We start from the raw sequence: 13,365 nt of genomic DNA on the forward strand, positions 1-13,365 counted from the left end.
GCGGTGCGGCCCCAATGCTCGCCAGTGGGTCGTTAAGCCGTCATTCTGATCAGAGGTAGCCCCCAGCTAGTTCCGGGAACGGATTCGAGCTGATCGGTTCGTCGGTCTCCAGGGCCCGGTCCAGGATGGCCTGGGCTTCGGAATTGAATTGGGCCTGAGTCTCCTGAATGTCGGCCCCGGCCAGGATCACAGCCTCCTGGATCTTGGCAAATTGGGTCCAGATTTCGGCCGTCCCTGGGCCGAAGTAATGCGCATACGAATTCTTCTGGCCTTCGATGAACGGCTCGGTGCCCGGAATCGCGTTGCGGTAGGCGGTGTAGACGATCGAGTCACGGAACGAGAACCGCGGCGGGATTTGCCCGAACGCGGTGCACCAGATCGAGTCGTTCTCGGGATCATTGCCGATGAAATCGGTAAAGTGCCAGCCTCCTTCCGGGTTCTTGCCGCCAACCGGCATCTGCAGCGCGCCGCATCCGATCGGGTTCAGGTTCGACAGCGGACCGCGTGGCAGCAGCGCCACCCGGCCGACTTCGATTCCCAGGTTCTGGACCGAGTTCTGCAGTCGGGACGGGTAGGCGGCGTAGTGGCCGAGCAGGCCGGTGCCGTAGTCGTTGGTCATACCCGTCTCGTCGGTGGACTTGAACTGTATCGTGCCGGCGTCGACGAATCGCTTGATCCAACCCCAGTAATTGGCATATTCGGCCGAATCGAACAGCGTCGTGGTACCGTCGGCGGTAACGGCGTGGGCGCCGAAGCGCATCGACCACCCGGTCGAGGTCGCGCCAGTAGTCGCGATTGGTTTGGTGGCGAACGCCATACCGGTGACCTCGTCGCCGACCGAATGCACCCGCGAGGCGTTCTCGAAGAGCTCTTCGGTATTGTCCGGCGGGACGTCGGGATCCAGCCCGGCGGCACGGTAGAGGTCGGCGTTGTAGTAGAGCGACATCGTGCCGGAATTGACCGGCATCGCCCACATCTTGCCGCGCCAGCTCAGCGCCTGGATGATTGAGGGGACGAAGTCCTTGCTCTGGATCTCCGGGTCGAACTGATCCATGTCGTGCATGACGCCGCGGCGGAAGAAGTTGTTCATCAGGATCGGGCCGCCGACGCGCACCACGTCCGGCGGGGTGCCGGAGGCTATCGCGGCGGTCAGCTTGACGTTCAGCTCGTTGTTGGGCACCAAGATCGGATCCAGCTTGAAGGCGTCCTGCTGGCGGTGGTAGTGCCCCACCACGTTCTTCTCGAAGTTTTCCTGCTGGGTGGCCTGGTTGAACCAGATGTTGGTCACCTGGGTTACCGGCGCCGGTGCGGCGACCGGGACTTCGATTGTCACCACCCGCTCGGTTACCGTGGCCTCGCCCGGGATCTCGACTTCGACGATCTGGGTCTCCCCGGCGACCTGGACGGTCACCACCTTTTCAACCTCGACGACCTCGGTCTCGCCACACCCGGCTAGGGCCGCGGTCGTGGCCAGGCCGGCAGCGCCGGTCGCGGCGGCTCGCAGGGCGGTCCTGCGGCTAAATCTGCGCATCGCTTCCTCCTCCAAGATTCCCCACTGAGCACACAGTCCTGTTGCTATGGACTCCTGTGCCCGTTTTTAAACCTTACCGAAACTCAACTTGGCCGCAGATTTACAGATTGCGCGGGTCGAATTGCGGACGAATTAGTTATGCCGCAATCGGCAAGCCCCTTTGAGACGCCAACGGGGCCGCATCTTGCGATGCGGCCCCGAAGGATTTTTCGGGGTTCAGTGACCCCGAACGATCGTTCTAGAGGTATCCGCCGGTGAGCGGGTTCGGGAACGGATTTGAGACCGGATCGTCGGCTTCCAGGGCCCGGTCCAGGGAGGCCTGAGCCTCCGCATTGAACGTTGCCTGGGCATCGGCGGGATCTTGCCCGCCGAGGATGACCGCTTCCTGGATCTTGCCGAACTGGGTCCAGATCTCCGCCGTCGCCGGGCCGAAGTAGAACGCGAATGAGTTCTTCTGCCCGTCAATGAACGGCTGGGTACCCGGGATGGCGTTGCGGTAGGCCGTGTAGACGACCGAGTCGCGGAACGAGAACCGCGGCGGGATCTGCCCGAACGCGGTGCACCAGATCGAGTCGTTCTCGGGGTCATTGCCGATGAAGTTGGTAAAGTGCCAGCCGCCCTCGGTGTTCTTACCGCCGGTCGGCATCTGCAGCGCTCCGTATCCGATCGGGTTCAGGTCCGAAAGCGGACCGCGCGGCAGCAGGGCGACCCGCCCCACTTCGACGCCCAGGTTCTGAACCGAGTTCTGCAACCGCGAGGGGTACGCCACGTAGTGGCCGATCAGCCCGGTGCCGTAGTCGTTGGTCTGCCCGGTCTCGTTCTGAGACTTGAAGTTGGTGATTTCTTCATCGACAAACCGCTTGATCCACGCGAAATAGTTGCTGTATTCGGCCGAGTCCAACAGAGTCTTGGTTCCGTCGTCGGTCACCGCGTGGGCGCCGAAGCGGAAGAACAAGCCGGCCGAACCGTTGCCGGTTGCGGTTGCCGGGACTGTCGGGAAGGAAATTCCGGTTATCTCGTCGCTGACTGAGTGGACGCGGGCAGCGTTTTCATACAGATCCTCGGTCGTTTCAGCCGGAACATCCGGGTCGAGACCGGCTGCACGGTAGAGGTCCGCGTTGTAGTAGAGCGACTGGGTGCCGGAGTTGACCGGCATCGCCCACATCTTGCCGCGCCAGGTAATCGTCTGCGTAATCGACGGAACGAAGTCCCGGGATTGGATCTCGGGATCGAACTGGTCCATGTCGTGCATTACGCCGCGGCGGTAGAAGTTGTTCACCAGGATTGAGCCACCAACGCGCACCACGTCCGGCGGGGTGCCGGAGGCGATTGCGGCGGTCAGCTTGACGTTGAGCTCGCCGTTGGGGACCAGGATCGGGTCCAGCTTGAAGGCGTCCTGCTGGCGGTGGTAATGCCCCACCACGTTCTTCTCGAAGTTTTCCTGTTGGGTGGCCTGGTTGAACCAGATGTTGGTCACCTGGGTGACCGGTGCCGGTGCTGCGACTGGCACTTCGATAGTCACCACTCGCTCGGTAACCGTGGTTTCGCCCGGGATCTCGACTTCGACGATCTGGGTCTCGCCGGCGACCTCGACGGTCACCACTTTTTCGACCTCGACGACCTCGGTCTCGCCACATCCGGCCAGGGCCGCGGTCGTGGCCAGGCCGGCGGCGCCGGTCGCGGCGGCTCGCAGGGCGGTCCTGCGGCTTATCTTCCGCATGTGTTTTTCCTCCAAATTAAAAGCAGGGTGCCAAGTCTTCCCCAGCACCCATTACAAACGTCAAGTTAACATACGCTCCCCGGTCGGCCCAAATCAATTGCGGCTCGCATTCCGCTCCGAACTGTCCGGCGGGGCAAATGCCTTTGCCTATAGGGCGTCGGCGCGATAGCTGGCGCGGGTGGATTCGAAGCCCACCGCACCCAGGTCCTCGGGATCGACCCCAAGGCGGTCGCCAAGCAGGTCTTCGGCGGCGCGCACAACCGCCAGCGCGTCCATTTCGTGCAGTCGCAACAGGTATTCCGGGTCAGCTCCGTGGGCATACGTATCGCGCAGGCCGATCCGCACCAACTTGATCCCGATGCCCTCGTCGGCGATCTTCTCGGCCAGGGCGGAACCCAGACCCCCGGTAATCAGGTGGTTCTCGATCGAGATGGCGCCCAGCCGGCCGCGCCGCAGGGAGTCAGCGATCTGGGGGTCGTTGAACGGTTTCAGGGTCGAGATGTGGACGTGTTCAACACTTAGGCCGCGTTCCTTCAAGACTTCGACGGCCCTGATCGCGTGTTCGGTGATGAGGCCGGAGGAGAACACGGTCAGGTCCTCGCCCGCCGAGAGCCGCCGCACGCGATCGATCTGCAGCGGTTCATCGGTAGGGAACAGGCGCCGCATTCGTCCGCGGTTCATTCGTATGTAAACCGGACCCGGATGCTGATAGGCGGCTTCCAGGACCGATTCGATCTCGGTCGCGTCGCCGGCGTCGATAACAGTCATGTTGGGAATCGAACGCATCAGCGACACGTCGTCGATCGCATGGTGGGTCGCTCCGCCGGGAGATATGATTCCGGGCAGGAATCCGAGCATCTTCACCGGCAGGTTCGGGTATGCCACCGCCATCTCGATCTGGTCGATGACCCGGCGGGTAGTGAACACCCCGAACGTGTGAACGTAGGGGATCAAGCCCTCTCGCGCCATTCCGCCGGCGAAGCCGATCATGTTCTGTTCGGCCATGCCCAGCGATATGCAGCGCTCGGGATATAGGTCCCGGAACAGTCCCAGTTCGCAGGGCCGGGTCAGGTCGGCGGTAACCCCGTAGACGTCCGGGTGGGCGGCCGCAAAGCGCGGGAAATTGGAATGGTGCGGACGCAGGACGTAGTTCTCGGACTCGCTCACGATACCGCTCCTTCGAGCAGGCTGAGGCGACGTTCGAACCGCCGCTTTTCGTCCGGATCGCTAAATATCACGTAGTGGAGTTCCGGCAGGCGCGGTTCCAATTCGGGCATCCCGCACATGGGATTGGTGCGGGCGACCACGAAAAGGGTCTTGCCGGGAACCCTTGCCTCGGGGATCGCGGTCAGCGCATCGATGTCGTTACCGTCGATTTCGAGCACGTTGGCCCCGAAAGCCTCGAGGCGTTCAACGATCGGCTCGGTCTGCATGATCGATTCCATCTCGCCGTCGCACTGCTGCCCGTTAACGTCGATGATCGCGGTCAGGTTGTCGATGCCGTGGAAGCTGCAGGAAGCGACCGTCTCCCAGGTCTGCCCCTCCTGCAGTTCGCCGTCGGACATGAAGATCCAGGTGTGGCCGGTCTCGCCCTTTTCGCGCCGCGCGAAGGCGATTCCGGCCGCCTGCGATAGCGACTGTCCGAACGAACCGGAGGTTACGGCGATCCCGGGCGAGTGCTCGGCGCCGATCCGCTCCATCACGTGCCCGTCGACCTCCACCAGGTCCAAAGCGGCCGCATCCAGGCGGCCGACCTCGACCAGGACGCAATACAGCGAGAGCGAATAGTGAGTGGGCGAGAAGATGAATCGGTCCAGCTCGGGTGTATGGGGCCCGTTGTAGCGGTCACCGGGGAAATGACCGGGGTTGTCGGGTCCGGGGACCCCTGAATAGGGCGGCGGCATCGGGGGCGCGATGCTCGGTCCGAGTCGCATGAGGCGGGTGTAGAGGACGGCCAGGATTTCAGCCGACGAGCAGGATTGCGATAGATAGCCGCCGTCGAGTTCCAGTGATTTGCGAAGGCTGCGGCTGCGTATGCCGCGGGCGACCAGTGCGGGATCAATTTGGCCGGTTGCGGGACTGGCGGTTGAAGCGATTGATTCAGGCAAAGGGCAGTTCCCCGGAGGCGATTGAGGGAGCCCACATCCGGAATTGAACCGGAGACCTCATTCTTACCAAGAATGCGCTCTTCCTACTGAGCTATGTGGGCAAAGTGGGCGATCGGCGGGAGCCTAGGGATTTTAGGCGCAGGCAATTTGGGGGACCCGCCCCCGCATAATGTCCCCACGCAGTCGGTTCCTGCTATGTCCGGGGTTGTCCCTCGGCCGCGGCAATCGCGGCCCGGAACTCTCGAACGTCTGGGAATGCGGTGAGATTCCGCAGCGGACGCGCCACCGTGATTGGCGAGGCCAGCCGCACGCCACTGCCCGGATGACGCCGGAACGGCCGGTGCCCGGGCGGGAAGGGCGGCCAGGCCGCAACAAGAAGCCATAAGCCGGGAGACCGAGCCGGAACCGAAGCCCTCAGCGCCGCTCGCGAACCTGAAACAGCCCCGGAAGGGCACCAGCGGCCGGGCCGGCACTGGCGTTGGTGCGTCCGGCGGCGGATATGGCTTGACCCGGATGCGATTCCAAAACGCCGGCCCGGCCCGGCTGATACTGTCGGTGCTTTTGGTTGCGATGACCGCGCTGCTGCTGGCCTGCGGGGCCGAACCGTCAACGGAGCACGCGCCCGCAACGGCCGTCCGGATCGACTCGGCCGGGCGATCGGTGGCGGTCCCGGTAAACCCGCAGCGGATAGTGTCGCTGGCCCCGAGCGCGAGCGAGCTCATATTTGCGCTGGGCGGTCAAGACCTGGTGATCGCAGTCGACGACTACAGTCCGCTGCCTCCTTCGCGTCCGGATCTGCCCCGGGTCGGGGCGTTCACGCTCGACTACGAATTGATCACCGCTCTCTCGCCGGACCTGGTGATTGGGGCCAACATCACCCCTTTGGAACAGATCGACCGAATCGGCGACCTTGGAATTCCGGTCTGGATAGTCGACAGCACGACCATCGCCGGCATCGCCCCGGCGCTCGCCAAACTGGCGGCGGCGATCGGGCGGACCGAAGCGGTCGCACCGCTGACCGCCGACCTGGCCCGGCGCCTGGAGCAGGTCTCGGCGGCAGTGGACGCCCAGTCCGAGCGACCGGGAGTGTACTGGGAACTGGACGCGACCGATCCAACCCGACCGTTCGCCGCCGGGCCGGGATCACTGGCCGACGAGATCATCACGCTCGCCGGCGGCAGAAACGTGCTCGCAGATATCGGCGAACCCTACCCCCAGGTAAGCCTGGAAGCGATCGTCGCCCGCGATCCCGCGGTAATCGTGCTGGCCAACGCCCCCTGGGGGGTTGACCGGCAATCGCTGGCGCAGCGGCCCGCCTGGGCCGGGTTGAGCGCGTTGACCGACGACCGCGTTATCGAACTCAGTCCGCAACTGGCCGATGCCGGGGCGCGCGCAACCCCGGCGGTGTTCGACCTGATCGAATACCTCCAGCCCCGTTTTGCCTCCGACTGATCCCGGCCTGCGGTCCAGACCGCGTCCGCCGGCCATCATCGCCCTGCTCGGCGCGGGCGCATTCGCCTTGCTGGCGGGCCTGCTGGGAGCGGCCTGCGGCGCGGTCGACCTGCTGCCTGCCTTCGGGATCCGCTGGGCCGCGTCCTGCGGTGCCGACCGCATCGGACCGGGCGACGCCGAACTGGCGACCCGGATCCTGCTCCAGATCCGCCTGCCGCGACTAGCCGGTGGATTCCTGGTCGGCGCGGCGCTGGCCTCCGCCGGGGTCCTTTATCAGGGTCTGCTGCGAAACCCGCTGGCCGACCCGTTTATCGTCGGCGCCTCCGGCGGAGCGGCTTTGGGAATCGTGTGCGGACAAATCCTGCTGATCTATGCGGGGTTGCCCGCCGGCGGCGCGGCGTTGATCCCGGCGCTCGGGTTCGCGGGAGCGCTGGCTGCGGTCTGGCTGGTATTCCTGATCGCCGGCCGTCGCGGACGCCGGTCGAACAGCACCCTGGTTTTGACCGGTTTTGCGGTCAGCTCCCTGCTGGGCGCGCTGAACCTGCTCATCCTGCTGACGGCGCAGCCGCTGCGGGAACGCCTGCTGGAGTCGGTCAGCTGGATCCTGGGCGGTGTAAAGGTATCCGGCTGGACTCCGGTCGCGCTGGCCCTGCCGGCGATCGCCTTATGTGTCGCGCTGGGTTTCATGTTTGCCCGTCAGCTCGACTACCTGGCGCTGGGCGGAGCCGGGGCAGCCCGCCTTGGGGTAAGCGTCGGCCGCCTGCGTGTCGCGCTGCTGCTCGCCGCGTCGCTATTGACCGCCATCGCCGTGGCCCTGGCCGGAATCGTCGCCCTGGTCGGATTGCTGGTGCCGCACGCCGCGCGCCTGGTGTTGGGGCCCGCGAATCGGCTGTTGCTGCCGGTCGCCGCCATCCTGGGCGGCGCCTACCTGGTCCTAGTCGACCTGATCGCCAGAACCGCATTCGCACCGGCCGAAATCCCGGTCGGGATCCTGGCGGCGTTGCTTGGAACCCCGGTCTTTCTGTGGCTGCTGCGACGCGATCGATTTGGGTATGACTTCTAGCCGGTCGGCGATCGAGGTCCGGGGGCTGCGCCTGCGGAGGGGCGGGTTTCGGCTGCGAATCGACAGCCTGCGCGTGGAGCCCGGTGAGCTCGTGGTCCTGATCGGGCGGAACGGGGCCGGCAAATCGACCCTGCTCAACGCCGTTGGCGGTCAATTAAGGGCCGACCGCGGTCAAATCGATATCTTTTCCCGGCCGCTGAGCGGGATTTCAGTGCGCAGGCAGGCCCTGCAAATGGCCGCGATTCCCCAGGAGTTCGAGATCCCGTTCGCGTTCAATGTGCGTGAAGTTGTCGAGTTCGGCCGCGCCCCTCATATGGGGTACTTCGGCCGGATGCGGTCCGGCGACCGCCGCGCGGTTTCGGCGGCGCTGGCCGAATGCGGCCTGGACCGGCTCGCCAGCCGGCCGCTGGGCGAGCTCTCTGGTGGCCAGCGGCGGCGCGTGGCCCTGGCCGTGGCCCTTGCCCAGGACACCCCGATCCTGCTCGCCGACGAACCGAGCGCGCACATGGACGTCGCCCGAATCTCCTGGTGCTGGAGCTTGTTGCTGGACCGCGCCCGGTCCGGGCGCGCGGTGCTGGCAGCAGCCCATGACCTGAACCTGGCGGCCGCGTTCGCCGACCGGATTTACCTGATCGGCGGCGGCCGGTTGATTTCCGCCGGCGACCCGGCGAGCGTTCTAAGCCGGCAGAACCTGGCGGCCGGATTCGGCGTGACGGCCCAGTTGGAGCAACTCGACGGCCGCCCGTACCTGACGCGCATAAACCCGACTCGGCACGCCGCAGACGGCGACGACTGATTGCGGCGTCCGGCGGACGCACCCGCCCGGGGGAAGCAATAGCCGGGAGCCGGACGGCGGACGGACGCAGTGCCCGAGGTCATTGGCTGGCGGTGGTGAACGTGCTGGAAGATGTCCCGGCTACTCCGTTGACCGTCCAGCTCACATTGAAGCGGTAGGTTTCGGATTTGCCCAAAGGATCGTGAGGAACCAGCGACAGCCCCTTCCGCCATGCGCTGGTCTGATTCGTTGCTGGCAGCACCGCACCGTCGGACAGGCGGGTCAGGCTGGCCTGGCCCCAGGTGACATCGTCACCGAGTCGGAACAGGACTGTGATCGGCGGACCCAGCGGACGCGGCACGCCGGGCGCCGGATCGGGCCTTTCGAATCCATCCCATTGCGGCGGCACCGCGGAGGTGCCGTCGGCCGGATAGATGCTCGGCTGTGGATTCGGACCGGATCGGTCAAACTGCAGGCCGACGTTGAAGATGGACACCGTCACGTTCCCGTCGGAGGCCGAACCGTAGCCGATGTGCACGGCCGAGGGGTGAACGAACATGTAGCGGTGGTAGACGGTCGACAGCGCCCAGTCGAGCGTCCGCGCCGGATCCAGCAGCCCAGCGACCTCGTCGATCCAGTTGAGTTCGTAATTTGCGGCCTTGGCGCGGTCGAAGATCGACACGCCGGTGAAATGCTGGAGGCCCGCAGTCTCGTTGTGGAAATCTCCGCGGTTGGTTATCCAGTAAAGGGCATGGCTGGATGCGGCCTGGGTCAGGGCATCCGATTTGACCAACGGCGAAAGTCCCAGGCCGGACCGGACCCGATTGACTTCCTCGATCAGCGAGTCACCGGTTCCGGGGGTTACCGGTTGGGCGCCGCCGGTCACCGGTGCTACGAATTCGGCGACTACCCATGCTTTTGCGCCGTTGACATTCAGCTCCAGCCACGTCTCCCCGCCAACCGATTCCGTGTTGCCGGTGAGGTCCAGGACGCGGCCGTGTTGGAAGCGGGCGACGATCTGGGCTCCGCGCGAGGGTTGGGCCCGAACGTTTAGCGTTGATCCCGGCACATTGGCCTGCCAGCTGCCGCTGGAATAATCAGTTCCGGTCGTCGGTGGAGTCACCGGCGTCGGCGGGTCCACCGGCTGGGTTTCCCTGCGCTGCGGACTCAGGAATTCGCCGGATACCCAGCGCGCCGTCCCGATCTCAACCCAGGTAAGGCCGCCGGCTTCGATCGTGCGCCCGGTCGGGAACACCTCCTCGCCGTCGTTGGCGCTGTCGACTATCGGGGCCGAGACCGACGGCCGTTGGCGCACGTTGAGGAACGACCCCTCGGTGTCGACGAACCACCGGCCGGTCCCGAAATCTTTAGCCTGCGAACCGGCGGGCAGGGTAGCCGGAACCACGTTGGGGGCGTGGGGCGCCAGCGCCGCCTGCGGGAACAGTCCCAGCTGCTTTGCCAGATCACCCCCGTTGGCGACGGTCACGGTGCCGGCGCGGGCCCATGGGAAGTCGTCCAGCCAGAGTTGGAGCACGGCCCGCTGCAACCGGATGGCGCGCAACCCGGAGTAATTTCGGACCCGCGAAGTCGGCAGGCCGAAGTGGCGCAGGTAATCGCCGGACGCCAAGTAGACCCGGCGCAGCAGGGGCTCCTCGTCCAGGAGCGCGATCCGCTGCTCCAGGATCTGCGGCCAGGCCAGGCCGGATTCGTCGAAATCCTCCTGCTCGGGCACCAATTCGTCGGCCAGGCGAGCGTCGTACCCCAGGCGGTGCAGGTCGTCAAATACGTTCACGAACGCGGTAGCCTGTTCGCCCGGCCGCCACTGGAAGACCGCTTTCTGCATCACCTGGGTAACGAATCCGTCCCAGATGAACCGGCGCGAGACCGGGTAGCCGACCTCGGCGACGCCGCCGAATTCTTCAAATGCCGTCCAGAACCGGGCTTCGGAGTCGTCGACAACGGCGTACCCGTCGCCGGGGTCGGGAGTGTCGCCACCGGTTTGGGTGAAGAACCGACCGCCCGGAACCGCGTATTCGGCTTCCTGGGCCTGCGCGGGCACCGCCAGCGCGACGGCGAGGAGCGCCAGCAGGATCGACGCCCGCAACGCGGCTGCGGCGGGCCTGCCCGGCGCGCGCACCCCAAAATCGGGGCGCAAGCGACATTTGCCAAACATCATTCCGGGCCGAGCATGCTGCTGACCGCTGAAAACGCCGTGGCCGTGGCCGATTCGTACGGATTGCTAATCGGCTCACCCACACCAACCGTGAGCGATCTTTCGGCCGGCGGGGTATCAAACGCGGTTTTCAAGCTCGAATCCGAATCAGTTTGCCTGGTACTCAAACAGCCCTTGGCCAGGTTGCGGGTACAGACCGAATGGCGCATCGACCGGGTCCGGATATTCCGCGAAGCCGAAGGGATGCGGCTGTGGAAAAGTCTGGTGGCGCGCGACGCCGTGCCGGCCGTGCATTTCGTTGACAAAGCCAATTACATTTTGGCAATGAGTTGTGCGCCTCCGGGGCACCGCAACTGGAAACAGGAATTGCTGGCCCGGCGACTTGATCCGGCCGCGGCCCGCACTCTGGGGGTCATGCTGGCCGACTGGCAACGCGCCGGCGGCGATGAAGACCTGCCCCGGAAGCTGCCGGCCACCGACACTTTCGTCCAGGGCCGCCTGGACCCCTACCTGGGGGACAGGCTGCGGGGCCGCCACCCCTCGCTGGCGCCCGCGCTGGCAACGCTGAGCGCCGAATTGCTCGCGAACCGCCGTTGCCTGGTTCACGGTGACTATTCGCCCAAGAACGTCCTCGTCGGGGAAGAGGGGTCGGTCTGTCTGCTTGATTTTGAAATCTGCCATTTCGGGCACCCGGCGTTCGACCCGGCGTTCATGCTCACCCACCTGGTGCTCAAGTCCCAGCACATGCCGCGGGCGGCCGGCGGATTCATCGCGCTCGCCGAGGTCTTTTGGGATTCATATACGAGCCGACTCGGCGGGTGGTTGACGCCCGACCACGAATCGATCACCGTGCGGTGCCTGGGAGGATTGCTCTTGGCGCGCGTCGACGGACAATCGCCGGCCGAGTACCTGACCGATTCGGGCGCGCGCAGGCGCGTCGTAGATTTGGGCCACCGGTTGTTGCGTAACGACTCCGGAACAATCGGCAACGCCTGCCGGATGGCGGCCCAATGCGCCAACGAAAGCTCGCTGCGGACATGACCCTGATCAGATCAATTCGGGCCCGCGAAGTTCTGGATTCGCGCGGCCTGCCGACCGTCGAAGTCGACTTGGCCTGCGACGGCGGATTCGGCCGGGCGATCGTCCCGTCCGGGGCCTCCACCGGCAGCCACGAGGCTCACGAGTCCCGCGACGGCGATCCTACGCGCTACCAGGGCAAAGGCGTACGCGGGGCGGTGGCGGCAGTCAACGGCGAAATCGCCGACTACGTCGTCGGGATGGATTGCGCCGAACAAGACGAGATCGACCAAGCGCTAATCAACCTGGACGGCACCGACAACAAGGTGCGTTTAGGAGCCAACGCGGTCCTGGGCGTTTCGCTGGCCGCCGCCCACGCCGCCGCCAGCGCCGCCGGGTTGCGGCTGTTCGAATACCTCGCGCGGTTCGGCTCCCACCAGTCGCTTCCCACCCCGATGATCAACATCATCTCGGGCGGTCTGCACGCCGGGAAGAATCTTGATTTCCAGGACTACCTGGTCGTCCCGGGCGGTGCCGATTCGATAGCCCAGGCACTGGAATGGACGGCGGCCGTAAGGACCCAGGTTGCGCTGGCGTTGGCCCGCACCGGACATTCGCTGCTGCTGGCCGACGAGGGCGGTTTCGGGCCGGCGCTCGAGAGCAACCGCGCCGCGCTGGACCTATTGACTGACTCAATCTCGGCGGCCGGTTTGGAACCGGGTGCCGACGTTGCGATAGCGATCGACGTCGCCGCCCAGCACTTCTTCGTCGACCCCGGTTACCGGCTCGCCGCGGAGAACCGCCGCCTGGAGGCATCCGAGTTGATCGAGTACCTGGTGGGGCTGACCGATCACTATCCGATCGTCTCGATCGAGGACGGATTGGCCGAGGACGACTGGGGCTCCTGGACGGAGCTGAACGGAACCCTGGGCAATCGCATCCAGGTGCTGGGCGATGACCTGTTCACAACCAATCCGGCGCGGTTGGAGCGGGGTATTTCCACCGGGGCGGCCAACGCCGTCCTGGTGAAGGTGAACCAGATCGGCACCCTCACCGAGGCGCTTGCCGCGCTGCGCCGCGCCCAGGCGGCGAATTTTGCGACGGTGGTCTCGGCGAGATCGGGCGAAACCGAAGACTCGACCATCGCCGATCTGGCGGTGGCGACCGGCGCCGGGCAGATAAAGATCGGTTCGCTGGCGCGTTCCGAGCGCGGGGCCAAGTACAACCAGCTGTTGCGAATCGAGGACCGGGCGGGAGCCGGGATCGAATACGCCGGCTGGGCCGCGCTGGCCGGGAAATAGGGTTCTCTAGCGCGAACAGTCGTTGGCGGAGGAGGCGGGATTCGAACCCGCGACCCGGTTAAAAGCCGAGTAACCGCTTAGCAGGCGGCCGCACTAGACCAACTATGCGACTCCTCCAGGGGATTTTTGGGGCGGAGGGGGTGGGATTCGAACCCACGAACCTCATCGGTTAGTGGTTTTCAAGACCACCGCCTTAAACCACTCGGCCACCCCTCCATATCTTGG

General features: G+C 65.4%; 10 protein-coding genes, 3 tRNA genes and 1 riboswitch. Of the genes, 5 read left to right on the top strand and 8 right to left on the bottom strand.

The window, feature by feature from the left end; translation table 11 throughout:
* Positions 1-49: 49 nt before the first annotated feature.
* The 5 genes from F4X41_01560 to F4X41_01580 form a co-directional block, all read right to left on the bottom strand.
* Positions 50-1,531 carry an extracellular solute-binding protein gene (locus F4X41_01560; GenBank protein MYB15714.1) on the bottom strand — a complete coding sequence of 494 codons (1,482 nt, stop codon included), beginning with the start codon at positions 1,529-1,531 and terminating at the stop codon, positions 50-52.
* Between the two features lie 238 nt (positions 1,532-1,769).
* Positions 1,770-3,251 (bottom strand): extracellular solute-binding protein, encoded by a 1,482-nt coding sequence (locus tag F4X41_01565; GenBank protein MYB15715.1) that lies wholly within the window; start codon positions 3,249-3,251, stop codon positions 1,770-1,772.
* Between the two features lie 147 nt (positions 3,252-3,398).
* Positions 3,399-4,418, bottom strand: a complete 1,020-nt coding sequence (locus F4X41_01570; GenBank protein ID MYB15716.1) for a transketolase — start codon at positions 4,416-4,418, stop codon at positions 3,399-3,401.
* Complete coding sequence (locus F4X41_01575; GenBank protein ID MYB15717.1) at positions 4,415-5,347, bottom strand: transketolase; 933 nt, start codon at positions 5,345-5,347, stop codon at positions 4,415-4,417. Before F4X41_01575 ends, F4X41_01570 begins: the two co-directional genes overlap by 4 nt.
* A 40-nt stretch (positions 5,348-5,387) precedes the next feature.
* A tRNA-Thr gene (locus tag F4X41_01580) sits at positions 5,388-5,460 on the bottom strand.
* A 149-nt stretch (positions 5,461-5,609) separates the two neighbouring features.
* A riboswitch (cobalamin riboswitch) is annotated at positions 5,610-5,756 on the top strand.
* A 116-nt stretch (positions 5,757-5,872) separates the two neighbouring features.
* Here F4X41_01580 and F4X41_01585 point away from each other — a divergent pair.
* From F4X41_01585 to F4X41_01595, 3 genes are read left to right on the top strand one after another with little or no spacing between them, the layout of a single operon-like run.
* Positions 5,873-6,811, top strand: a complete 939-nt coding sequence (locus F4X41_01585) for an ABC transporter substrate-binding protein (GenBank protein ID MYB15718.1) — start codon at positions 5,873-5,875, stop codon at positions 6,809-6,811.
* Entirely contained in the window at positions 6,798-7,874 is a 1,077-nt protein-coding gene (locus F4X41_01590; GenBank protein MYB15719.1) for an iron ABC transporter permease, read from the top strand. The genes F4X41_01585 and F4X41_01590 overlap by 14 nt, the downstream gene beginning before the upstream one ends.
* On the top strand, positions 7,864-8,670 hold the full coding sequence (locus tag F4X41_01595) for an ABC transporter ATP-binding protein (GenBank protein ID MYB15720.1): 807 nt from the start codon (positions 7,864-7,866) through the stop codon (positions 8,668-8,670). The genes F4X41_01590 and F4X41_01595 overlap by 11 nt, the downstream gene beginning before the upstream one ends.
* 79 nt (positions 8,671-8,749) lie before the next feature.
* Here F4X41_01595 and F4X41_01600 read toward each other — a convergent pair whose 3' ends face one another.
* Positions 8,750-10,825 (bottom strand): SH3 domain-containing protein, encoded by a 2,076-nt coding sequence (locus tag F4X41_01600; protein ID MYB15721.1) that lies wholly within the window; start codon positions 10,823-10,825, stop codon positions 8,750-8,752.
* A 12-nt stretch (positions 10,826-10,837) separates the two neighbouring features.
* Between F4X41_01600 and F4X41_01605 the strand changes: the two genes are divergently transcribed.
* Both F4X41_01605 and F4X41_01610 read left to right on the top strand, forming a co-directional pair.
* The gene (locus F4X41_01605) at positions 10,838-11,863 is read left to right on the top strand and encodes an aminoglycoside phosphotransferase family protein (GenBank protein MYB15722.1); all 1,026 of its coding nucleotides are present in this window, start codon (positions 10,838-10,840) and stop codon (positions 11,861-11,863) included.
* Entirely contained in the window at positions 11,860-13,140 is a 1,281-nt protein-coding gene (locus F4X41_01610) for a phosphopyruvate hydratase (protein MYB15723.1), read from the top strand. The genes F4X41_01605 and F4X41_01610 overlap by 4 nt, the downstream gene beginning before the upstream one ends.
* A gap of 23 nt (positions 13,141-13,163) precedes the next feature.
* Here F4X41_01610 and F4X41_01615 read toward each other — a convergent pair.
* Both F4X41_01615 and F4X41_01620 read right to left on the bottom strand, forming a co-directional pair.
* Positions 13,164-13,257 (bottom strand) — tRNA-Ser (locus F4X41_01615).
* Between the two features lie 15 nt (positions 13,258-13,272).
* Positions 13,273-13,356: transfer RNA gene (locus F4X41_01620), tRNA-Ser, on the bottom strand.
* Between the last annotated feature and the right edge of the window lie 9 nt (positions 13,357-13,365).

The sequence above is a fragment of the Chloroflexota bacterium genome, assembly GCA_009840625.1.
In the GTDB taxonomy this organism is placed as follows: Bacteria; Chloroflexota; UBA11872; order UBA11872; family VXNJ01; genus VXNJ01.